Below are 21,781 nucleotides of genomic sequence, written 5' to 3'. Positions count from 1 at the left end.
GGTGTGCGTCTTTAAGGAAAAATCATTACCTAAGTATATGTTGTCATTTTTACTCAGTTTACTGATTTCACAAACCACACCTCCCACACCGCCACCAGAAGAAGTTGTCCAACCGCAACAGGTTCTACCCTTACCAGGAAAGTTAGATTCAGTGCCAACTTTTAATAGCAATAGTCCAGAATTGGTGTTGAAGGAAGGGATTTTATTATCTACTTTTCCTGGGGATGGGAAAAAAGTTCCAACAGCACATTTAAATTTTCCCTTCCGGGGAAGATTTGATATTTTCGCTCATCATGTTGCTAAAGCTGATCCGCCAGAAAATTTGCGATCGCTTTATCTCGGTATAATTTTGCATAACCCGACTGACCAACCAGTCACCGTCAATATCTTGCAGGCGGCGAGTTATTTAAGTCAGCCAGATGCACCATTTATTGAACTACCGCCTTATGTCGAAGATGCGGCGGGTAAAGTATTTGCGGGGCCTGGTTCTCGCGTCATGTCTGATATTATCAGAGGCAGACGACAAGCAATTTTCCCGGCACAAATAGTCCTGGCACCCAAGCAAAGTCAAATGTTGCTCAATCTTCCAATTCCGGTGCAGGGGTTAACACCGCCTTTAAATGGTCGTTCGACTTTAATGCGCTTGCGGAGTAACGGTACAGTCTACGCCGCTAGTTTAGCGATGTTTGCCAAAGATAATCCTGATGGTAGTGAACGTGCGCCGACGTTGGCAGAGTGGGAAAATTTGTTAGATAACGGTGAATTATCCACACCACGAGATAAAACACCAACTCCTTTAGAAGAAACTGGGAAACCCAGAATTTACGGAAGAGTCGCCGGGGTAGCTGGCGGTTCCTTTTGGCGTGCATTTATCGTAGATAGTCCCAAAGCGCGATTTTTGACAATTCCCCAGCCGGGACAAGCTGTTTCTTACGCGCTGAGTACCTTACACGGCGGAACTTTGGGGACGAATCAAATTCAAAGTGCGCCAATGTTAGTCCGTTATCCCGACACTGCATATCGCGCACATGGTAACTATGCAATTCAATACAACTTGAAGTTACCGTTATATAACAACACTGCTACGCCAAAAACTGTTGCGGTGGCGATGCAAACTCCCATTAAAGAAGACCAGTTAGTTAAACCAGGACTGCGCTTTTTTGCTACCCCAGCCCGCCAAACCTTCTTTCGCGGCAGTGTGCGGATACGTTACAAAGATGATAAAGGTATGCCACAAACCAAATTTGTGCATTTAGTCCAAAAACGGGGTCAACCAGGACAACCACTAGTAGTATTAAATATGAAACCGAGCGATCGCCGATTAGTCGAAGTAGACTTTCTCTATCCACCAGATGCTACCCCACCGCAGGTATTAACTGTGTCAACGCAAAGATAAGTGCTGAGTGCTGAGTGCTGAGTAAAAATTTGGCGTTGGTGAATCAGAGTATGAAATGCAAAAACTACCTTTGTTTTTCTTTATACCTTTGCGCCTTTGCGCGGCAGTCGCTACAAGTCGGGAAACCCGCCCAACGCGCTGCCTTGCCTTTGCGTGAGACAAATTCATATTCTCAATCAGCAACGCCAAAAATTCTTCCCTTCCACTCTGCACCGACTCCCTAAGACTCTAGTGCTTGACGTAATTTCCTTTCTAACTGGGCTATTAAAAATTTGTTGTCAACTCTTTCTAATTCAGCAATAGAAACATCTGCACTTTTACGGACAGCTTCTAACCATTGTTCATACTTTTTATCATGTTCTTCCAAAAGCTCTAAAGCTTCGATAATTATTTCCTCAATAGTGTGATACCTACCGCTACTGAGTTTCTCTTCAATAAATATTTTGTGTCTTCGGTTGAATTTGAATTTCATTATTCATCGCTCAAATTTAAATACCAAGGTGCGATCGCCCAAACATTACAGATGTCAAACTTGTTGCAAATAATACTCAAACCGCTCTCGTAGTTGTTCCACAGCTAAATTCTGAGTCCAGTATTCGACAAGGGCGTGACCAAATGCCCAAGCATTCCGATCAGGTGTAGCTGAATTTTCTAACAATAATGGCCACAGTGAGATTAAATCAAAGTTAATTTTGTTGGAATTGTCTGTTTTGAATAGTGAAAATAACTCATAAGCAATTTGAAGTTTACCAATGACAATCGGTAACTGTTCTACAGGGATTTGCTCTGCTAATAAATAAGCCAAGGTGGGAGAACCTGTAGACATGGTGGCAATAAATTGCAGTACAGGACTTTTTAATAAGGTGGTGAGTCCTTGGGTAGTCGCCATCTGGAAGGTATAGTGATCAATAATTTTGGCTGCGGCGACGGTACGAGAATCTAAGTCACGTAAAAACCGGGCGAGTCGCAGTTGTTTGGCTGGTGCGATCGCTTCAATCAAGCCCAATGATAAAGTATCTATATTCCAAGCTGGACGGTTAGTTTTGCGATCGCTTGTAACTACGGGGACAATTAAGTTAGAAAATGCCTCTAGTTTTTCAGCCCGATATTGAGTTGCTTCGCGGATAGAAATTTCCTTTGGCCTGTCTCCCCATTCCCAATTGTATGGCGGTTGCCACTCCCGGATAGGACGCAATTTATCTACTTGGGTGACAACTGCGATCGCAGGTAAATCATCAACTGCGGCTTTCATATCTGCTAAAAAATCCACGTCCATTTGCAAAGCCGGGTCAAGGGCGGGTGTCACCAACAGTAACAAATCTGCGTTAGTTGCATAGTCTATTACTAATTGGCGGAGTTCACCGCGTTTGACTTGTTCGTAACCAGGAGTATCCCAAAGGGTGAGAGTTTCGCCACTAGAAGTTTCCCAATGATAATTTTTAATTTCGTCAGTACTGGGCAACACATCCACCGCCGCCAAGTCAGCTTGGAATAAAGTGTTAATTAGACTGCTTTTACCTGCACCTGTCCGTCCTATGAGTAAAATACTGATGGGTTTTTGCTCAACTTCCGTGACTGGTTCAGCTTGGGTGAGAATTTCGCGCAGAGTTTGGGTTTTGGTTTGGGGGAGAGTTGGTGAAGAACTCACGGCTGTTGTTGGTAGCGTCATACCTCCGTAAAGTGCGATCGCTTGTCTGCATAAATTTCTCAAAGCTGCTTCGCGCAACAGTTGACCTAAATTCACCAATAATTGCTGATTGGCGCGGTTTGTATAACCCTTCGTCGCCCGATTCGCCACCGCCGCTACCGGATTTAATAACCATTGCGCCCAGCCCCAAGCTCGCAAAAGTTTACGGGCTGAGGGTTCTAGCTTGCGATATACTTCATAAGCTTGATAAGCTTGCCCGACAGTAGCTTGATTTAAAGCAGGTGATAATCTCTGCATCCATTGGTCTAAATCATCTACTGTTCCCCGAATCAGTCCATAAGCTTGGGGGACATAGATATTGAGAAGGGGATACTGTACTTGGGGATGGTAGATATTCGCCACAGCCACTACTACATCTTGACAGCGTTGCCAAAAAGTTTGCCAATCTTCCCAAATTGGGCGATCGTTAATGGATGCTTCCAGAATTTTTTGTAATGCGGCTTCCGCTTGCTGTGTTGCTTCACTTCCCGCCGTTGTGGTGGTGGTATCAACAGCCGCCTCTAGTTCTTCTTGGAATCCCGCCAAAGCCGCCTCAACTTGGGCAATTTGCGGTTGAGTCCACCTCACCAACAACCACCGCCAACCAACAAACACAACCGTAAACACCGCCCAAATCCAGTTAATTCCCCAGGCATTGATTTTTAAACCTGCGGCGACTAGTAAGAAAATAATAATAGCTGCGATCGGTGTTGCTAAGATGACCCACTGCCACGGTTTTAAGCGCACCATTTCCCCTGTACCTGCCTTGATTACAGTTCCTATAATGCTATTTTCGCTCTAAGACTGTTTTTACAAGCTCTATATTATTGAGTATCTCAAAGTGTGAAATTCAACTAAGGATAACGCACTATGGTTGCTGTTAATTATGAACAGTTATCACCACAGTGGAGATTTATCCACCTTTAGGATAGGATTTACGTGAATAAGTCACAAAAAAACGCCTGAGACGCATTCAACTATGCTCGTAGACTTTACTGTGGAAAATTATCGTTCAATTAAAGAGCCTGTAACGCTAAGTGCAGTTGCTCAAAAACAAAGCACCCGTCAGAAAAGTCAAAACAGCAAACGCACGCGAGTGAAGTTAGACCATGAAATCACACCTGGTTATCATCTTGAAGGCTGGGATATTGATATATTACCTGTCTTAGCAATTTTTGGCGCTAACGCATCAGGAAAGAGTAATGTTATTCAAGCTCTGGATTATTTATTGCTCATGATGAAGGGGGGTATACAGAAAACAGCAATAATGCAGAAAATCCTCAAATATGCAAAATTAGATCCTTTTAAATTAGATAATATTTCAGAAAATAAACCAACAAAATTTGAGTTAAAAACTATATTTAACAATAATATTTATACTTATTCTCTAGTTTTAAATCAAAAACACGTAGTTTTAGAAAAACTGGAATATGCTATATCAAGAACTAAACGAACTCGTCGTTTATTCTCTCGCCATTGGGATGAAGCAAGTAAAGAATTTATCTGGAAAACTGGTGATAATTTTTCTGGATCTCACAATCAACTTCAGAAAAATATTCGAGAAAATGAGTTATTTATAAGTACCTTAATTAACTTGAAAGTAGATAAAATTGCATCTTTAATACAATGGCTAGAGAAGCAATGGCCTGGTGGTATTCATTTAGGAGATGAACAAATTGATTTGAGATTTCTTGCAGCGTTACACAATGCTAATGATAAACCATATAAAAAAGTTATTAAAGACACATTAGAAATTATTAAAAAATTTGATACAGGATTATCTGATATTAAAATTGAAAAAAAATCTGATGAAGATTTTAGTATTAATATATATGCTATACATGATAATGCTGATGGCAAAACAGTTGTTTGGTCATTTACAGAAGAATCTTTAGGAACACAAAGATTGTTTAGTTTTGCATCTCGAATAGTATTTTACCTAGAAATAGGTGGATTAATGATTATAGACGAATTAGGAACTAATCTTCATCCCAACATTATACATAATATTATTAAAATATTTCAAAATCCAAAAACTAATCCTAAAAATGCTCAACTTATTTTCACAAGTCATGATAATACTTTACAAAGAAATAACTTATTACGGCGTGACCAAATTTGGTTTACACAAAAACGCCCAGATCAAAGCACTGAGTTATATCCTTTGACTGATTTTCATGTTAGAAATGATTTGGCAATTGATAAAGCTTATTTAGATGGACGTTTTGGGGCAGTTCCCTTTCTACCATCTAATGAAGAAATGATTTTGCAGGGTGATGAGCAGTGCCAAGACAGTTAAATCGTCGTCCACCTACCAAAAAAGTTGCACAAAAAATACTGATTGCTTGTGAAGGAAGTAAAACAGAACCAATATATTTTGAGAGCATTCGTAATGATTTAAGATTACCGACCTTAAAAATTATTGTATTGCGCCATCAAGGTAAAACTGACCCGCGTAGCATTATTGAAAGGCTGATTGAAGAGCGTCAGCAGATGAAAGATAATCAAGAGTGGACTAAAGATGATCATGCTTGGGCAGTTTTTGACGGCGATGAACATATTGAAAAAAGTCGAGATAAGTGGCAAAGTGCAATTTCTAGAGCTAAAAGCCAAAAGATTAATTTAGCAATTACAAACCCATGTTTTGAACTGTGGTATTTACTTCATTTTCAAGACAACTTATCTCAAGTTACTCGTGATAAACTAGTTAAGTTATTGGGCAAGCACATCAGTAATTACGATAAATCAATGTGTCTTTATCCAGAGCCGTTAAAATCGTTGACTGAACAAGCAATTGAGCGTGCAAATAAAATCGCTAAACAGATAGCAGCGAATGAATTAGATGAACATTCAAATCCTTGCTGTAGTGGGTTGCCTGACCTAATTAGCGATTTGTTACCTAAAAAATCAAAAAGTATGACAACAAATGAATCCATCGACTAGACCTCAAAAGTTACCTTTTTTAGAGTCCATTTGTTGGCAGACAGCAGATGTTTATCAGTTTACGCCTGAGCAAATGCTAAGTCGCTATGAAAGGGGTTGGCAGTATCGTCAACTGTTTAATAATTTGGCAGGTGAAGAACTCAATTTTATCAAAGAACTTGCTAGATATTACGATTCTTGGTTACAAGCTGATTTGTCAGCTTGAGCTTGAATCAGCATAATTAAGTTTAGTAAACAAATTTCGGTAATTGCCTACTTTGTTGCTGTATTATGTCTGGTTTGTCAGCCAGTTGTGTGAGGATAAAAGTTATGGCACGAAGTGGGCGATCGCTACTCATCATCTCGATTACAATTATCAGTACCATCACACTGCTAACCTTTACAAGCTTTCCTGGTATCTCTGCAACACCACAAGCAAATCAACCCTCATCAGTGATGGCTCAAAATGTGAATCTTGGCAGTTATTTCAAAGAATTAGGAATTGAAGGCTCAATTTTAATTTACGACCAAAATAATAAGAAATTTTACCAACATAACGCCTCGCGTAATTCTACAGCCTTTCTTCCGGCTTCGACTTTCAAAATTGTAAATTCTCTGATTTCATTAGAAACCGGAGTTATTAAAGATGAAATTGCTATTTTGACTTGGGATGGAATTGTAAGAGAATTTCCAACTTGGAACCGAGATACTAATATGCGCCAAGCCTATAAAGATTCCACCGTGTGGTTTTATCAAGTCTTGGCGCGGCGAGTTGGACATGAAAGAATGCAGCAATTTATCAATCAATTTGGTTACGGAAACCGTCAAATTGGTACACCAGAACAAATAGATAAATTTTGGCTATCCGGCCCTTTACAAATTACTCCCAAACAACAAATTGAATTTCTCCAAAGACTTTATCGTAGAGAATTACCTTTTTCTCAACGCACATTTGATTTAGTGCAAGACATTATGATATTTGAGAAAACACCTAATTATATCCTACGAGCCAAAACAGGTTGGGCAATGAGCATAAAACCTAACATTGGCTGGTTTGTCGGATATTTAGAACAAAATAAGAACGTTTATTTCTTCGCCACTAATATCGATATGAAAGATGCTGCTGATGCACCTAAAAGAATTGAATTAACTCGGCGTAGTTTCAAAGCTTTAGGATTACTCTAAAATTTCCTATCTCAACCCCAAATAATTGACAAACATTTCTCTTCCTTGTCTCCCTTGTCTACCTTGTCTCCCTTATCTATTCTGTGATAGTCTCAATTACAAAGCCTGCAATTATCTGCGGTTAATTTTCATGCTTATACTCATCACCATCGGATTATTTTTTATAGTAGGTTTGATTGTTGTAGAAACCATACAAAAATTTCATCCTGCTAACCCAATAATTAATCCTGTTTGGGAAGCCCTCTGTCTAGGAATTACTAGCAGATTTTGGATGTGGCTTTTCCGAGAAGCCCAAATTAAATCAGAATGGTTGATTGTATCGGCTATTTTTGGTTCCGTGCTGGCAATGACATCATCGCTGATATTTTGGTATGTTCATGATTCTACAGGTAAGAGTAAGTATACTCTTCGTAATGCTTATTTATTAGTAGGATTGTATCGATTTGTACTTTACAGCATTAGCATTACCCTTGGCGTATTTTTATCCTAATATTCCACAGTTGAATTAAATATTGGTTAATATCAGCAAACTATCATTTTTTATCGGCGCTGATCTGTGGATTTTTACAAAGCTAATTTTAGCGAATCCTTACTCAAGCTGGTTTTTGCTAAAAATGAGCCTAAATCATTAAATTATGATGAATATGTTTTTGTAAGAAAAGTAGCATTTTGCCATTTAATTCCATAGTAATTATTGGTAAGGATAGTCAATTTATTGCTTAAAACCATTGAGCCAAGGTTTTAACAGTTAATGCTGCCAAAAATATGGAATCTTAACTTTATTTGAGGAGAAAATACTTATGCCCATTAATGATACTAGTAAAGCATTACTTTCTCATAACGGGCTAAACTCTCAACTGCTCTCCTCAGCAGATAGTTTTGATAATAAAAATCAATATAATTCGTACCTTAGTAGCAGTAGTTATTACCAAACTAGTAATGCAAAAATAACTACAGCAACTAGCAAAAACTATAGTTCCACTACAGGATATGGGTTAGTAAATGCGGCGGCGGCTGTAGCTAAAGCTGTGGGTAGAAATACCTTTGCAAATGTTCCAAATTCGGGGGGTAATAATTGGGGTGCTGACCTTGTAAATGCTCCAGAAGCTTGGAACAATGGGTACACAGGTAAAGGTGTTGTTGTTGCTGTGATAGATACTGGGGTTGATTACAACCACGAGGATCTAAAAAATAATATTTGGACGAATACAAAAGAAATTGCTGGTAATGGCATAGATGATGATGGTAATGGTTATGTTGATGATGTCCGGGGTTGGAATTTTGTCAATAACAACAACAACACCCTAGACCAAAACGGTCACGGTACTCATGTTTCTGGCACTATTGCGGGAGAGAAAAATAGCTATGGTGTAACTGGCATTGCTTATAATGCCAAAATTATGCCGGTGAAAGTGTTAAATGAATCTGGTTCTGGTTCGTATAATGCTATAGCCAATGGCATTTACTATGCAGTGAATAATGGTGCTAATGTCATTAATCTGAGTTTGGGGGGCAATTTTTCTAACCGGACTCTACAAAATGCGGTTGAGTATGCCAATAGTAAAGGCGTAGTTGTGGTGATGGCGGCTGGTAATGATGGCGGTTCTCAACCAAACTACCCAGCCCGTTACGCCAACAATACAGGAATTGCGGTGGGCGCAGTAGATAGAAATAATAACTTGGCTAATTTTTCTAATCGTTCTGGGACAAATGAATTGGCTTATGTGACAGCCCCTGGTGTGGATGTTTATTCAACAGTGCCGAATAATCAGTATGCTTCTTACAGTGGCACATCTATGGCGACTCCTCACGTCGCTGGTGTAGTTGCATTAATGTTGAGTGCTAACCGTAGCTTAACTCCTACACAAGTGCGGCAAATTATTACAGAAACCGCCGGAAATAATACCCAAGCTGCCACTGCTAGTTATCAGACTGATTCAATTAACACTAGCTCAATAGTAAAATCTGCAATAGCATTATCTAGTTATCAAATCTCTACTACTAATTTCAGCGTTGATCATAACTCGGTTTCTGAAATTACCTCTCCTGCTAAAATTACACATCAAAACAACACGATTAACTCAGCAACTAGCTTACAGTTCCACTACTATAACGACAATATCGGTATTAAGAGTTACAACAGTACCGATGAAGAGACTCCAAGCGATAGCCCAAATAATGGCAATAATGGTAATTTGGGAAAATTCTTAGAACGACTAGATCAACTTCAAAAGCAACTAGAAGAATATCGCCGATTTTTGGGCTTTTCTAATGGTAAAAGTTAGTCATTAGAGAGTGTGCTTTAAGTATGGGTATAGCAATTACTAAGATAACGCCTCTACTGCCAAAATCAGGGTGCGATCGCCTTTAACAATCGTCCATTGAAAATCATCTCTCTCGTTATGCTGCTACCATCTCCGGTAAATATTGTCCCAGTGCTGGGTTTATGCTTTTAACCCACAGCATAATCACTCATTTCCCTCATAAAAGGCGGATAAAAACCTAGAACAATATCTTGTTTTGGTACGCCCAAATCAACTAAATCTGCTGCAATATCATGTTCTGTTGAATTGTAAAAAATCCAGATTTTCTCATTGCGAATATCAAGATGTATTAAACAATGATGCACCCAGCGTTTATGTAACCAACCTAGATGCACAATTTGATAGTGATGGCGCTGCGTATCAAAAATAGTTTCAACCTCAATCTCACCGTAAGCTGGCTTAACTTCTGCGTAACCAATCAACAATTGCTGTACAATTTGCTGGTAGTGCGTTAATTTATCCGTTAATCCTTCCATAGTAAAATTTGCTCCAATTCAATATCGTAAACAATTATTTTTACGGAATTTTCTTGCAGCATTGAGGTGGGAAAATCCAGTTGAAAGAAGCTGTTATAGATTAGATTAGGTACAGCTAGATAGAGAATGCGATCAGGGTCTCCACGGCGTAATGCAGCCCGATAGTTAATAAACTGACCTAGTGCTGTATGAAACTCAGAAATTGCCGATGCACTGGCTAAAAAACTTTTTACTTCCACTGCAATTTTCTCATCTCCTCGCTCCGCAGCTAGTAATCTTTCTGCCCCCAAGTCAATTTCCATATCTACACCACCTACTTTAATCTGAAATGGATCGTGAGTCACATTCCACCCATCTTTAGTAAGAGCCATCTTAACAACTTGATGAAAACGATCCTTAGCCACAAAAGAAGATTCGATATATAGGTGCAATTCAAACCTATCACACCCAGTAAAAGAGTGATATCACATAGAAGTGTAAACTGTGAGGAATGCTATGACTCAACAACTGCGATCGCCAACTGTCTCATAACTATTGTAAGTTGACCTGAATCACACAAACCATCATCAACAACCGTCTTGGATAAGAGATATGATTAAGTGTGCATTGTGAATTGTTGATATGCTTACTCTGTCTCCCAGTCTACAAGCTAGACTCTCTCAACCTTTAAAAATCGGCTCGTTTGAGGTGAAAAGCCGGGTTTTACAATCGCCTTTATCTGGGGTGACAGATTTGGTGTTTCGTCGGCTAGTGCGTCGCTATGCACCAGATTCGATGATGTATACGGAAATGGTCAATGCCACGGGACTGCACTATGTGAAGCAGTTACCTAAAATTATGGAAGTTGACCCTAACGAACGCCCAATTAGTATCCAGTTGTTTGACTGTCGCCCTGATTTTTTAGCTGAAGCAGCCGTGAAAGCTGTGGCGGAAGGGGCTGATACTGTTGATATTAATATGGGATGTCCGGTAAATAAAATTACCAAAAATGGCGGTGGTTCTTCGCTGTTGCGTCAGCCGGAAGTTGCTGAAGCCATTGTGCGGGAAGTTGTGAAAGCTGTGGATGTACCAGTAACAGTTAAAACCCGAATTGGTTGGAATGACAAGGAAATCACTATTCTCGATTTTGCCAAGCGGATGGAAGATGCAGGGGCGAAAATGATTACTGTGCATGGACGCACCCGCGCTCAAGGTTACAATGGTAACGCCCGTTGGGAATGGATAGCCCGTGTGAAAGAAGTGCTATCGATACCTGTAATTGGCAATGGTGATATATTTTCGGTGGAAGCCGCAGTAAAATGCTTAGAGGAAACTGGCGCTGATGGTGTGATGTGTTCGCGCGGAACTTTGGGTTATCCCTTTTTGGTAGGCGAAGTTGACCACTTCTTGAAAACTGGCGAACTTTTACCACCGCCAACCCCAATTCAACGTTTAGAATGCGCCAGAGATCATTTACAAGCTTTATGGGAATATAAAGGCGATCGCGGTGTTCGTCAAGCTCGTAAACACATGACTTGGTACGCTAAAGGATTCGTCGGCGCGGCTGAACTACGCGGACAATTAAGTGTGATTGAAACAGTCCAGCAAGGTTTAGATTTAATTGACCGCGCTATGGAAAAATTAGCATCTGGTTATGAGGTTTTGGAAGAAACTACTAGTTTTCAGATGGTGTAGAAGGGGGATGAGGGAGACAGGGGGGACAAGGGAGACAAGGGAGATGAGGGGGACAAGGGGGATGGAAGTTTGTGTGTAGGTGAACAGAAACTCTTAAATTCTTACACCCCTACACCCTTACACCCCTAAACCCTTCCTACATCGTTACACCCAGCCTCAACAGACTTTGACATACTCTTAACTCTCTAACATCTGCCGTGCAAACTCAATCGCATCTGTAGCTGTAGCAATTTTACCTTCTGCTTGAGCGATCGCAATCTCGGTTAGCAGTTCCCCGACGACTGGCGAGGCTGGAATATTTAGTGCTAACATTAGTTGTTTACCACTCACTAGTTGAGTGGGATGAGCGACCAGATCATCAGGGTTAAGGTAGCGGCTGATCAAAGGTGAGTAAACCAACAGTGATTTGTCGCCTGAAATCGCCTCTACCAAAGTATCTTGTGCTACCGCCAATAATACGACAACAGGAAAGACATGACCTGCTTCTTGGAACAAAAAATATTGTTCTCGGATAGACTTGTTGGTAGATTTTAACTGTGGGAATAATTTCAAAGCCGTTGTAATAGCGCGAATTTCAGCACGGCTATAGGTGAGTTCTTGGAGTTCTAATTCGGCAACTCCGGGGTTACTATCTACAAGACAAGCAAGTTTGGCAATACCTAACCAAGTGGTTTTCACAGTATCACGCACATATTGTTGTAATTCTGCACCAAATTGCGGTGCAAGGATGGCTGCGGCTGTGTCAACGGCGGTGAGTTTATCAAAGCTTTCGGCTGTAGCATTTTTGAAGAAATGCACCAGTAAACCATCTTTCCCGGCGTTGGTTAACCAAGGTGTACCTTGGGGACTGGCTAAAAGATAGCCAATTTCGGTGCGGACTCGTTCGGCGGCGACTGTGTGGAGGTGTGATGCTAAGGCGCGAATTGTGTTTTGTGTAGTTGGTTCAATAGTAAAATTCAGTTGAGCGGCTTGGCGATATGCACGCATTAACCGTAAAGGGTCATCTGCGAGGTTGGCTGGTGATACCATGCGTAACAGACTTTGCTGTAAATCAGCACAACCTTGCAATGGGTCGATGATTTCTTGGGTGTGGGGATTATAGGCGATCGCATTAATTGTAAAATCACGTCTATGCAAGTCAGTTTCTAAGCTATTGCCTTCTTGTTGGGCAAAGTCAGCCGTGGCTTGGGGAAATACTACACGGGCAATTTTGCGTTCTGCGTCGAGTAAAACAAAGCCAGCTTGATAACGTTTAGCGATCGCTCTAGCTACCTGCACCGCATCCGATGGTATCACAAAGTCAAGATCCCAATATTCACGGGTTCTGCCTAAAATCGCATCACGCACCGCACCACCTACCATGTAAGCTGGTTGTGGCAAGCATTCCAAACTAAAAGGCCAATTTTGTGGCGCGAGAATTGCAGAAACAGAACTGTGCATTGTAATAAAAATCAACCCGGCAACTAGTGAAGAATAGCTTTGCTTACGCTAGATTAGCAATAAAGCTCCTGGAGTTGGTTATATTATGTGTATTTGCGTGAACTGCCAATACGTAGACCGTTGTGTAACCTATCATGCTGTAGAAACCCAACACCAACAGCCTCATTTAACTGAGAACCCGACTTTTGACCCTAATGAACCCTCTATTAACGTTAACATCCGTACTAAAGAAGATGTGATTGAAATGGAATGGGATGTTGTTGGTTGTCTTAGCTTTAAGCAAGAAATGGGTAAATGGGCGAAATTGCGTCCCGGTGAACTAGTACCGACGTGATGAAGATGATAGGTAAATTATCAACGACTACTGCGATTTCTTGTAGTAGTCGTCTATTTTTATGGTTGAATAAATATCACGCCAACTCTAGGAAAATTAATATAATTACTCGCTTTGACCACAGAATTAACCACTCTACCACCCCAGCAATACGCTTTATCCCTGCATACAACCACACCAGAATTAGGTTTTGCCATTAGTAATTTTGCTGGCGAAACTCGCACAAATGTTTGGAATTTAGGGCGTGATTTATCTAGTTATATACATCAATATTTAGTTGATTTTATCCAACCACAAACTTGGGCAGATTTAGAATTTATTGCTGTTGCTAAAGGGCCAGGTGGCTTTACGGGAACTCGTATTGGTGTAGTTCTCGCCCGTACTTTAGGGCAACAATTAAATATTCCCGTGTTTGCCATTTCAACATTAGCGGCGGTAGCTTGGTCATATAAAAATCATACTCAAAAAGCGATCGCTGTGGAAATGCCAGCACAACGAGGTAAAGTATTTGGTGCGATTTATCAAGTTAATTCTCACACTTCAGAAATTACAGCTTTATTTCCTGATACAGTACTAACCCCAGAAGCTTGGCAAGAAACTTTAACTAATAGCAATACTGAGTATCAGTTAATTCATGCGACCTCTGGTTTAGCTGCAACTGTCACAAATATTTTGGAACTTTCTTATCTAGAATGGCGACAAGGAAAACGCCCTCAGTGGTCAGAAGCTTTACCTTATTATGGACAACATCCAGTAGAAATTTAAAAACACTGGCATTTCTCCACATTATAGTTATACTGCTGTCATCACTACGCAAAATTCGTAAGCTACAACTAAAATAATTACGGATAAATATGTGCTTAATACATTATTAATTGAGGAGTATCGATGTGTTTAGCCCAAAATTATGGCAATTTTTAACCGCAGGAACTATTACACTGGTTGGTGCTGGTGGTGGCTTGAGTCTCACAGGGTTATTACTCAAAAATCCCCTTAACATTCCTTTACTATTGACTCAATCAGTAGATAAGAAATCAGCAGTCACTACACAAAATGCCAGTTTAAATACGACCAAACAAACTGTATCAAAGGAATTTCAAGGACAAACTATTTATCAAGCTAAATTACCCACAACAGATAAAGTTATTGCCTTAACTTTTGATGATGGCCCAGGGCCAAAAAATACGACACAAATATTAGAAATTCTTAAACAAAATCATATTAAAGCAACATTTTTTTTAATCGGGCAAATGGTTAGTTACCATCCCCAAATTGTTAAACAAATTGCCGCCGAAGGTCATGTCTTGGGCAACCATACATGGCATCATTGGTATCGTCGGATGGATGTAGCCACCGCCGCGAGTGAAATTAATCGCACAGCAGATTTGATTTATCAACTTACCGGAGTGAAAACCACATTATTTCGTCCTCCTGGTGGTTTTCTGCACAATGGCTTAGTGGATTATGCCAAAAGTCAAAAGTATGCAATCATTATGTGGTCTGATGAGTCGGGAGACTCTCAACGTCATGGTCAAACTCCAACATTAATTAAAAATGTTGTCAAAAGTGCCAAACCCGGTGGAATTGTGTTGATGCACGACGGTGGCGGTAATCGTTCTCGCACTGTGAAGGCACTACCGCAAATTATTGCAGATTTAAAGGCGAAAGGCTATAAGTTTGTCACCATCCCGGAATTGCTGGAAATGGAAACCCAAGCCAAAGGTGTAGTCACAGCAGAATCATCTGTAGTTACCAAAGATGGACATTCTAGTCATTAATCAATACCGTTCAGTTAAGACTAAAAACCTATTCTGGCGTAGGTTGGGTTGAGGAATGAAACCCAACATCCGTTGTTAGATACTTTGTTGGGTTTCGCTATCGCTCCACCCAACCTACTTTTCTTATTTTTTATGATATTCAGTGGTTATGTCAACATGACCAACTGCTGCTTAATCAAGGTTCTCACTCCATCCAAAGTTAATTGCACATTTGCTAAAATTTCCCCTACCGTTGCTTGTCCATTACAGGCTTGCATAAACTCAAACTCTGCTGTGGACAAGTTGACAATTTGGTAGTCGTAATTAAAGATACATTGACTAGGAAAGCCATCAATACAAGGGTTTAATTCTGGGATAGCTGATAACAACTTGTCATCACTTGACCAGTCGGCTTTAGCTAGGGGAGGACGACCAAGGAAAAATTCGTAATGGGTAACTTCTGGGTCGAGTAATTCTATTAAACGATATAACTGACGTTCGCTGAGATTTTCTGCCCGTTCAATTAACTCTGGTGCTTTCCCTAAAAGTCTATCTAACTGCCAAAAACCAGGATTGGAAAAGCCGATAAATTCTAACTCAGAAGCATCAATTAATTCAAATAACGTCTCAACATTGTAATCAACTTCTTGGGGATGAACGTACATATCTGCAAAACATTCATCGCGCTGGTTTTCCATTGCCCAGCGTTGTTTTTCGTATTTGACAATTCGATTGTTTTCTGGTAGAGAGGAAAATATTTTGCGTCCGACTTGCACACCATCACGGTAGTCGCCGCGTTTGTCGCCTTGGAGAAGAGCGATCGCTTTTTGCATAAGTTGAATTTCCCAACGTCCCAACTCGCCATACACAAAAATGTGCATAATTCCGCCTGGGGCTAATTTCTTAGCTAAAGCTTGAATACCGCGAATTGGGTCTGGTAGGTGATGCAAAACCCCGACGCAATTAATTAAGTCAAATTCACCGGGTAACTGTTCCACATCATAGATGCTGAGGTGATGAAATTCTACACGGTTCGCACCGGAACGCTGACAACGTTCTTGCGCCACAGCCAAAGCACCCGCACTCAAGTCAATCCCAACTACAGAAGCTTGGGGGTTGAGATGAACCAAGTATTCTGTACCTACACCTGTACCGCAGCCAGCATCTAAAATGCGGATGTCTTGCTTTTGCGGCTTTTGACCTGTACAGAAGCTATAAGCTGCTAACCAATTCCAACGCCAGTTATAACCCGGAGGTGGTTCATCTAGCAGGGGTTCTGGGGGAAAGGGATAGGTATTGTAGAGTTTGGCAACAGCAGCACTTACACTTTGAGAATCTGACATGATCAACAACATCGCAGCATTTCTGAGTTTATCGAAATGCTGGACATTTGTGGTAGGGATTTTTAGGGATTAGGGGCTGGAGGTTAGAGGCTAGAGGCTAGAGGTTAGGGGGGACAAGGGGGACAAGGGGGACAAGGGGGACAAGGGGGAGAACTTAGAACTTACACTTCGACTACTTCGGCTGCGCTCAGTGTACAACACTTAACCCGGATTTCTCACCACACCTTTCAAAGCCTGTGCAGGGGAGCAGGGGAGAATGAAGGTACTCTCTCCCCTGCCCCTCCGCACCTCTGCCCCTCTGCCCCATCAAACGCCTGAAGCTTGTGAGAAATGCGGGTTAACACTCATCGTTCTTGATAATCTTCGGAGGATTTTGGGTCTAGTTCCCAGCGACGATCATCGCGTTGTTCGAGAATTTCGTTGGTACGGAGGAAGGCGCGATCATCCATTTCTAAACCGACGGCTGCTGCGATTTCTTCGGTAACATCTTGTTCAGGAACGGCGACAGTACCACCAACAGCTTCATCGCCTACGGTATCTTGCCAGTAAGTATAACCGTCTTGAGTGGTGACTTCGGGGCTATCGGGATACTCTGGGGTAGTTTGATCAAGCGATCGCTCACCAATATTGTAACCTGGTAATTCTTTGACTCCAGTGCCGTAAGATTCAGTAATTTCTTGTGGTAAATCTTCTGAATTAACTTCAGGATGCTGATTTTTTTCTGTCATATATATCTGCCTTTTCTGCATCCTTACCATAACGTTTTTATTAATAAAATTGGTCTGACTTTCGATGTATGACTTTAGTAGTAAAAAAATCTATCCCCTTAGAACGAAGTTAATGTAATTTTTACAGCCTAATCTTATAAGAGTAAATTCAAGGTTAAGCTACTTGTAGTTGAATCTGTTAGTTATGAGTTAGAAGTACTCAACCCACACAACAAGCCCCTTAATTTCTTCTAAACTCATAACTTTTTTTTGGTAAAAATTTCTCATACTCAAATAAGTATTGAGGTAATTTTAGTGGAGGTTAAAAGTGGAATATCACGAGTTTATTACCCATGTCCAAAGTCTCTCTCAATCTAATTCTCGTGAGGAGGCGGAACTTGCTACTCGTGCAACTCTAGAAACTATTAAAGAACGTATTGCAGAAAGTGACATTCAAGATTTAGCTGCACAACTTCCACAGGAACTAAGTGATTATTTACAAGCACAAACACAAGCCAGTATTCAAAGTTTTCATCTCCAAGAGTTTATTCAACGTGTTAGCCAAAAAGAACATATAGAACCTACTACTACTGCAATTCATGTCCGAGCAGTTTTCGCTGTGTTGCAAAATGCCATCAAGCCTGAAATTTTTTCTCGGTTTCACGCCCATTTTAGTCACGATTACGAAGAACTATTTCCTGCACCATCTACTAGTGAAGTATGAAAGTTTTCCTGAGATTATATGATTCGTGATTTTTATAACATTTTTCATCTCAATAAATTACTTTCCTCTAATCTCTAGACTCTAGCCTCTATTGGCTGGTAATTGATCAACTTTCACCCAATTAACAATTAAGCAAAATAGGTAATTCCATGTCATATCAAAACAATCATTCTGGGAAGAAAAAAGTTGCAATTCTAATTGAAAATGATGTCGAAGATGCAGAATTTATAGTTCCTTGTCACGGGCTGAAACAAGCAGGAATAGATGTAGTTGTCCTCGGTGCGCGGATGAACGAAAAATATAAAGGTAAACGCGGTAGAGTTTCTGTTCAAGCAGATGGTACAACTACAGAAGCGATCGCCTCAGAATTCGATGCAGTAATAATTCCTGGTGGGATGGCTCCTGATAAAATGCGCCGCAACCCCAATACAGTGCGCTTTGTCCAAGAAGCCATACAACAAGGAAAGCTCGTCGCCGCAGTTTGTCACGGGCCACAATTATTAATTGAAGGCGATTTGCTCAGAGAAAAACGCGCTACTGGTTTTGTGGCTATCCGCCGCGATATGCTCAATGCGGGTGCAAACTATCAAGATGAATCCCTGGTAGTGGATGGTAATTTAATTACTTCCCGCGAACCTGGAGACTTGGCAATTTTTACCACAGCTATTCTCAGCCGTCTTGGTTACGGTGGTAAAGATGTGGCTCTTCCCGATGAAACAGATATTAACGCCGAATGGTGGAAAATTGCTGATGCTTGGGGTGGTTCAACTAAAGGCGAAATTGCTAAAGGTTTAAATACGGCTTTAAGTGGTGAACGTTATTCTCTAGAAGCTCTAGAAAAGTATTACGAAAAAGAGTCTGATACTCAAGCTAAGGCACTGTTTCAAGAGTTAATGGCGCATAAACAGCGTCACATTGAAATATTAGAAACCTACCTGAATAAATTAGGTGAAAAGCCTTCGATAGCTGCCAATATCGCTAATCAATATGCCAAGGTAAAAGCGGCTTTATCTGGTAGTGATGATATCTATCAAATCCGTTGTGCTTTGGGTGATTTACAAACAGGTATTGGGGACATTGGTAATTTATCTGCAATGTTTACTGACCCCATAGCAACTGATATTTTCAAAAAGATTTACGGCGATTTGTTAAAAGACGAACAATGTTTGGTAGAGCTATATCGGGCGCGACTAAGTGCGGGAGTGCAATCTCCTAAGCCGACAACTGGTGCAGCTGTTTCTATGTAAAACGAACCGCTCCAGGCGCAGATATCGCAGAGAAAGATATTTACGCCTCTGCAATGATTTTAAGGAGATATTAAAGTGACTTCAACAGGCGATCGCACAACTAAAACTACCCCAGAAGCTAATGAGATGGAACGCTGGGCTTCTCTCATTGGCGGTGGGGCTATGGTACTCACAGGTTTAAGTCAACGCTCTTTAAAAGGTGTATTAACTGCACTGGCTGGTGGTGGTTTAGTTTACCAAGGGTTAACTAAGCAAAGCACAATACAGCAAGCACAAGAAGCCCTGGGAATTAATAAACCCATCAAAGTTGAAAAGACGGTAACTATTAATAAACCAGCCGATGAACTTTACCGTTATTGGCACAACTTTGAGCAGTTACCCACCTTTATGAAGCATCTGCAATCGGTGAAGGTATACGACGCAAAACGTTCGCATTGGATTGCAAAAGCGCCTTTAGCTAACAATGTCGAATGGGATGCAGAGATTCTCGAAGATAGAGAAAACGAGTTTATCTCTTGGGCTTCTGTCGAAGGCGCAGATATTGATAACTCCGGCTTTGTCAGATTTAAAAAAGCTCCAGGCGATCGCGGTACAGAAGTCAAAATTGTTTTAGAATACAACATCCCCGGCGGTGGAATAAGTGCGGCTCTTGCCAAACTTTTCGGTGAAGAACCAGAACAACAAATCGGTGATGACCTACGCCGCTTTAAAATGCTCATGGAAGCCGGAGAAATCGCCACCACCGAAGGACAGCCAACAGGCAAAAGATGAAGGATAAAACTCACACTTTCTAATTCACATTTCATACTTCACACTTCATACTTTTATGAAAGCAGTCTGTTGGCAAGGTGCTAATGAAGTTCGGGTGGAATCGGTACCAGACCCGACGATTCTTAATCCCCGCGATGCGATTATTAAAATTACTTCCACAGCTATCTGTGGTTCGGATTTACATATATATGGCGGCTATATCCCAACAGTCCAAAAAGGTGACATTATCGGTCACGAATTTATGGGGGAAGTCGTCGAAGTTGGTACGGGAGTTGATAACTTAAAAATAGGCGATCGCGTTGTTGTTCCCTCAACCATTGGCTGTGGTAACTGTGCTTATTGCCAGCGTGATATGTGGTCGCTGTGCGATAATTCCAACCCTAACAGTTGGTTAGAAGAAAAATTATTTGGCAATGTCACTTCAGCAATTTATGGTTACTCTCACCTCTTAGGTGGCTATGCAGGCGCACAAGCCGAATATATCCGCGTACCTTTTGCTGATGTGGGTGTTGTCAAAGTTCCGTCAGATATACCTGATGAAAAACTATTGTTCATCTCCGACGCTATCCCGACTGGCTACATGGGTGCAGAACTCTGTGATATTCAGCCAGGGGATACGGTAGCCGTTTGGGGAAGTGGTGCAGTTGGACTATTCGCCATGATTAGCGCCTATATGATGGGTGCAGAAAAAGTAATTGCTATAGACCGCTTCCCCGAACGCTTAGAAATGGCGAAAAAATATGCCAAAGCCGAAGTAATTAACTACGAAGAAGTTAATGCAGGTGAAGCATTAAAAGAAATGACTGGCGGACGCGGCCCTGATGCTTGCATTGATGCAGTCGGTTTGGAAGCGCATGGTGTTGGTTTAGAAGACTTCTACGACCAGACAAAACAAAAACTCAGATTAGAAAGCGATCGCCCCCACGTATTACGAGAAATGATGGTAGCCTGTCGTAAAGGCGGCACTCTGGCAATTATGGGTGTTTATGGTGGTTTCGTTGACAAAATACCCTTGGGTGCAGCTTTTAACAAAGGTCTAACCTTCAGAATGGGACAAATGCACGGACAGAAATATATGCACTTGTTACTCCAGCAAATCTTGGACGGTAAACTCGACCCTTCTTTTGTGGTAACTCATCAACTCCCACTAGCAGAAGCGGCTCACGGTTATCACATTTTTCAACAGAAAAAAGATAACTGTGTCAAAGTTGTCCTCAAACCATGAATTGGCTGATAGCCGTTCAGTTGTACACACAAATAAATAAAGCAAATGAGGTTATTTATGAAGCAAGTGATTTCTAGCTTACGCAAAATTATGGTTGTTTTCTTAGTAGGATTTATGTTCTTACTGGGACAAGCCTTTAGCTTTGTCAACGTAGCACAAGCTGATGTGACAACTCCCGAAGGAACTTATTACAAAGGCGTACCCGAAGGTCAAAACGACAACCAAGTTAGAAATGCTCAGTCTAAACTGAAAGATGCTGCTGAGAATATCCGCGAGAAACTAAACTTAGATGAGGACACTCCCAGAGCTACAAAAGAGTTTCTCAAAGATGCGAAAGACAAAGTAAGTGGAGCAGATAGTCATCAATCTAGAGCAAGCCGAGAAGGCTATTACCAAAATCCTCCTAGCAAACAACTCAGAGATAGAACCTAAAGCAAACAGTAAAAAGATAGCCATGTAGGGTGTGTTAGGTCGGCGCATTTTTTCGGAATTAGCTGTCACGAAAAAGATAATCAAAGCGCCTAACACACCATTTTATATGAATGACTAATTCCAAATGACAAAGGACT

The 21,781-nt window shown here is 41.0% G+C and carries 23 protein-coding genes; 16 read left to right on the top strand and 7 right to left on the bottom strand.

Features of this window, described 5'->3' with window-relative positions:
• The first annotated feature begins 37 nt into the window (after window positions 1-37).
• On the top strand, window positions 38-1,396 hold the full coding sequence (locus H6G79_RS08115) for a DUF3370 domain-containing protein (protein WP_190588537.1): 1,359 nt from the start codon (window positions 38-40) through the stop codon (window positions 1,394-1,396).
• A 220-nt stretch (window positions 1,397-1,616) separates the two neighbouring features.
• On the opposite strand, the gene H6G79_RS08110 is transcribed toward H6G79_RS08115, so the two are convergent.
• Window positions 1,617-1,868, bottom strand: a complete 252-nt coding sequence (locus H6G79_RS08110; RefSeq protein WP_190588538.1) for a type II toxin-antitoxin system ParD family antitoxin — start codon at window positions 1,866-1,868, stop codon at window positions 1,617-1,619.
• A gap of 54 nt (window positions 1,869-1,922) precedes the next feature.
• The gene (locus H6G79_RS08105) at window positions 1,923-3,833 is read right to left on the bottom strand and encodes a GTPase family protein (protein WP_190588539.1); all 1,911 of its coding nucleotides are present in this window, start codon (window positions 3,831-3,833) and stop codon (window positions 1,923-1,925) included.
• Window positions 3,834-4,080: 247 nt separating this feature from the next.
• On the opposite strand from H6G79_RS08105, the gene H6G79_RS08100 reads away from it, so the two are divergent.
• From H6G79_RS08100 to H6G79_RS08075, 6 genes are all read left to right on the top strand, one after another.
• Window positions 4,081-5,382, top strand: a complete 1,302-nt coding sequence (locus tag H6G79_RS08100; protein ID WP_313933897.1) for an ATP-binding protein — start codon at window positions 4,081-4,083, stop codon at window positions 5,380-5,382.
• Window positions 5,367-6,026, top strand: coding sequence for an RloB domain-containing protein (locus tag H6G79_RS08095; RefSeq protein ID WP_190588541.1), 660 nt, complete (start codon window positions 5,367-5,369; stop codon window positions 6,024-6,026). The genes H6G79_RS08100 and H6G79_RS08095 overlap by 16 nt, the downstream gene beginning before the upstream one ends.
• Window positions 6,010-6,231, top strand: coding sequence for a hypothetical protein (locus H6G79_RS08090; protein WP_190588542.1), 222 nt, complete (start codon window positions 6,010-6,012; stop codon window positions 6,229-6,231). Before H6G79_RS08095 ends, H6G79_RS08090 begins: the two co-directional genes overlap by 17 nt.
• Before the next feature lie 104 nt (window positions 6,232-6,335).
• Window positions 6,336-7,190: a class D beta-lactamase gene (gene blaOXA, locus H6G79_RS08085; RefSeq protein ID WP_190588543.1), complete on the top strand. Its 855-nt coding sequence runs from the start codon at window positions 6,336-6,338 to the stop codon at window positions 7,188-7,190.
• Window positions 7,191-7,320: 130 nt separating this feature from the next.
• Window positions 7,321-7,680: a hypothetical protein gene (locus tag H6G79_RS08080; protein ID WP_190588544.1), complete on the top strand. Its 360-nt coding sequence runs from the start codon at window positions 7,321-7,323 to the stop codon at window positions 7,678-7,680.
• Window positions 7,681-7,990: 310 nt separating this feature from the next.
• Complete coding sequence (locus H6G79_RS08075) at window positions 7,991-9,475, top strand: S8 family peptidase (protein ID WP_190588545.1); 1,485 nt, start codon at window positions 7,991-7,993, stop codon at window positions 9,473-9,475.
• Between the two features lie 167 nt (window positions 9,476-9,642).
• Here the strand turns inward: H6G79_RS08075 and H6G79_RS08070 are convergent, their stop codons facing one another.
• Both H6G79_RS08070 and H6G79_RS08065 read right to left on the bottom strand, forming a co-directional pair.
• Entirely contained in the window at window positions 9,643-9,990 is a 348-nt protein-coding gene (locus tag H6G79_RS08070; RefSeq protein WP_190588546.1) for a XisI protein, read from the bottom strand.
• Window positions 9,978-10,394, bottom strand: a complete 417-nt coding sequence (locus tag H6G79_RS08065; RefSeq protein WP_190588547.1) for a XisH family protein — start codon at window positions 10,392-10,394, stop codon at window positions 9,978-9,980. Before H6G79_RS08065 ends, H6G79_RS08070 begins: the two co-directional genes overlap by 13 nt.
• Window positions 10,395-10,611: 217 nt before the next feature.
• Here H6G79_RS08065 and dusB point away from each other — a divergent pair, with 217 nt between their 5' ends.
• On the top strand, window positions 10,612-11,664 hold the full coding sequence (gene dusB, locus H6G79_RS08060) for a tRNA dihydrouridine synthase DusB (RefSeq protein WP_190588548.1): 1,053 nt from the start codon (window positions 10,612-10,614) through the stop codon (window positions 11,662-11,664).
• Between the two features lie 177 nt (window positions 11,665-11,841).
• On the opposite strand, the gene H6G79_RS08055 is transcribed toward dusB, so the two are convergent.
• Complete coding sequence (locus H6G79_RS08055; protein WP_190588549.1) at window positions 11,842-13,104, bottom strand: CCA tRNA nucleotidyltransferase; 1,263 nt, start codon at window positions 13,102-13,104, stop codon at window positions 11,842-11,844.
• Window positions 13,105-13,189: 85 nt separating this feature from the next.
• Between H6G79_RS08055 and H6G79_RS08050 the strand changes: the two genes are divergently transcribed.
• The 3 genes from H6G79_RS08050 to H6G79_RS08040 all read left to right on the top strand — a co-directional run bounded on the left by H6G79_RS08050 (window position 13,190) and on the right by H6G79_RS08040 (window position 15,216).
• Window positions 13,190-13,438 (top strand): Ycf34 family protein, encoded by a 249-nt coding sequence (locus H6G79_RS08050; RefSeq protein ID WP_190588550.1) that lies wholly within the window; start codon window positions 13,190-13,192, stop codon window positions 13,436-13,438.
• 114 nt (window positions 13,439-13,552) lie between these two features.
• Window positions 13,553-14,203 (top strand): tRNA (adenosine(37)-N6)-threonylcarbamoyltransferase complex dimerization subunit type 1 TsaB, encoded by a 651-nt coding sequence (tsaB, locus tag H6G79_RS08045; RefSeq protein WP_190588551.1) that lies wholly within the window; start codon window positions 13,553-13,555, stop codon window positions 14,201-14,203.
• A gap of 125 nt (window positions 14,204-14,328) precedes the next feature.
• Entirely contained in the window at window positions 14,329-15,216 is an 888-nt protein-coding gene (locus tag H6G79_RS08040) for a polysaccharide deacetylase family protein (protein WP_313933896.1), read from the top strand.
• Window positions 15,217-15,362: 146 nt separating this feature from the next.
• On the opposite strand, the gene H6G79_RS08035 is transcribed toward H6G79_RS08040, so the two are convergent.
• Together H6G79_RS08035 and H6G79_RS08030 are read right to left on the bottom strand one after the other, a co-directional pair.
• Window positions 15,363-16,538: a bifunctional 2-polyprenyl-6-hydroxyphenol methylase/3-demethylubiquinol 3-O-methyltransferase UbiG gene (locus H6G79_RS08035; protein WP_190588552.1), complete on the bottom strand. Its 1,176-nt coding sequence runs from the start codon at window positions 16,536-16,538 to the stop codon at window positions 15,363-15,365.
• Window positions 16,539-16,882: 344 nt separating this feature from the next.
• A complete protein-coding gene (locus tag H6G79_RS08030; RefSeq protein WP_190588553.1) occupies window positions 16,883-17,266 on the bottom strand; it encodes a DUF6335 family protein in 384 nt (127 codons plus the stop codon).
• Between the two features lie 307 nt (window positions 17,267-17,573).
• On the opposite strand from H6G79_RS08030, the gene H6G79_RS08025 reads away from it, so the two are divergent.
• From H6G79_RS08025 to H6G79_RS08005, 5 genes are all read left to right on the top strand, one after another.
• On the top strand, window positions 17,574-17,969 hold the full coding sequence (locus tag H6G79_RS08025) for a DUF2267 domain-containing protein (protein WP_190588554.1): 396 nt from the start codon (window positions 17,574-17,576) through the stop codon (window positions 17,967-17,969).
• 149 nt (window positions 17,970-18,118) lie between these two features.
• The gene (locus tag H6G79_RS08020) at window positions 18,119-19,216 is read left to right on the top strand and encodes a DJ-1/PfpI/YhbO family deglycase/protease (RefSeq protein WP_190588555.1); all 1,098 of its coding nucleotides are present in this window, start codon (window positions 18,119-18,121) and stop codon (window positions 19,214-19,216) included.
• Between the two features lie 75 nt (window positions 19,217-19,291).
• A complete protein-coding gene (locus H6G79_RS08015) occupies window positions 19,292-19,987 on the top strand; it encodes an SRPBCC family protein (RefSeq protein ID WP_190588556.1) in 696 nt (231 codons plus the stop codon).
• A gap of 55 nt (window positions 19,988-20,042) precedes the next feature.
• On the top strand, window positions 20,043-21,212 hold the full coding sequence (locus tag H6G79_RS08010) for a zinc-dependent alcohol dehydrogenase (RefSeq protein ID WP_190588557.1): 1,170 nt from the start codon (window positions 20,043-20,045) through the stop codon (window positions 21,210-21,212).
• A gap of 57 nt (window positions 21,213-21,269) precedes the next feature.
• Window positions 21,270-21,644, top strand: coding sequence for a hypothetical protein (locus tag H6G79_RS08005; protein WP_190588558.1), 375 nt, complete (start codon window positions 21,270-21,272; stop codon window positions 21,642-21,644).
• The last annotated feature ends 137 nt before the right edge of the window (window positions 21,645-21,781 follow it).

Source organism: Anabaena sp. FACHB-83, assembly GCF_014697485.1.
Taxonomy (GTDB): Bacteria; Cyanobacteriota; Cyanobacteriia; order Cyanobacteriales; family Nostocaceae; genus Nostoc_B.
This window is presented reverse-complemented; position numbering and strand designations above follow the sequence as displayed.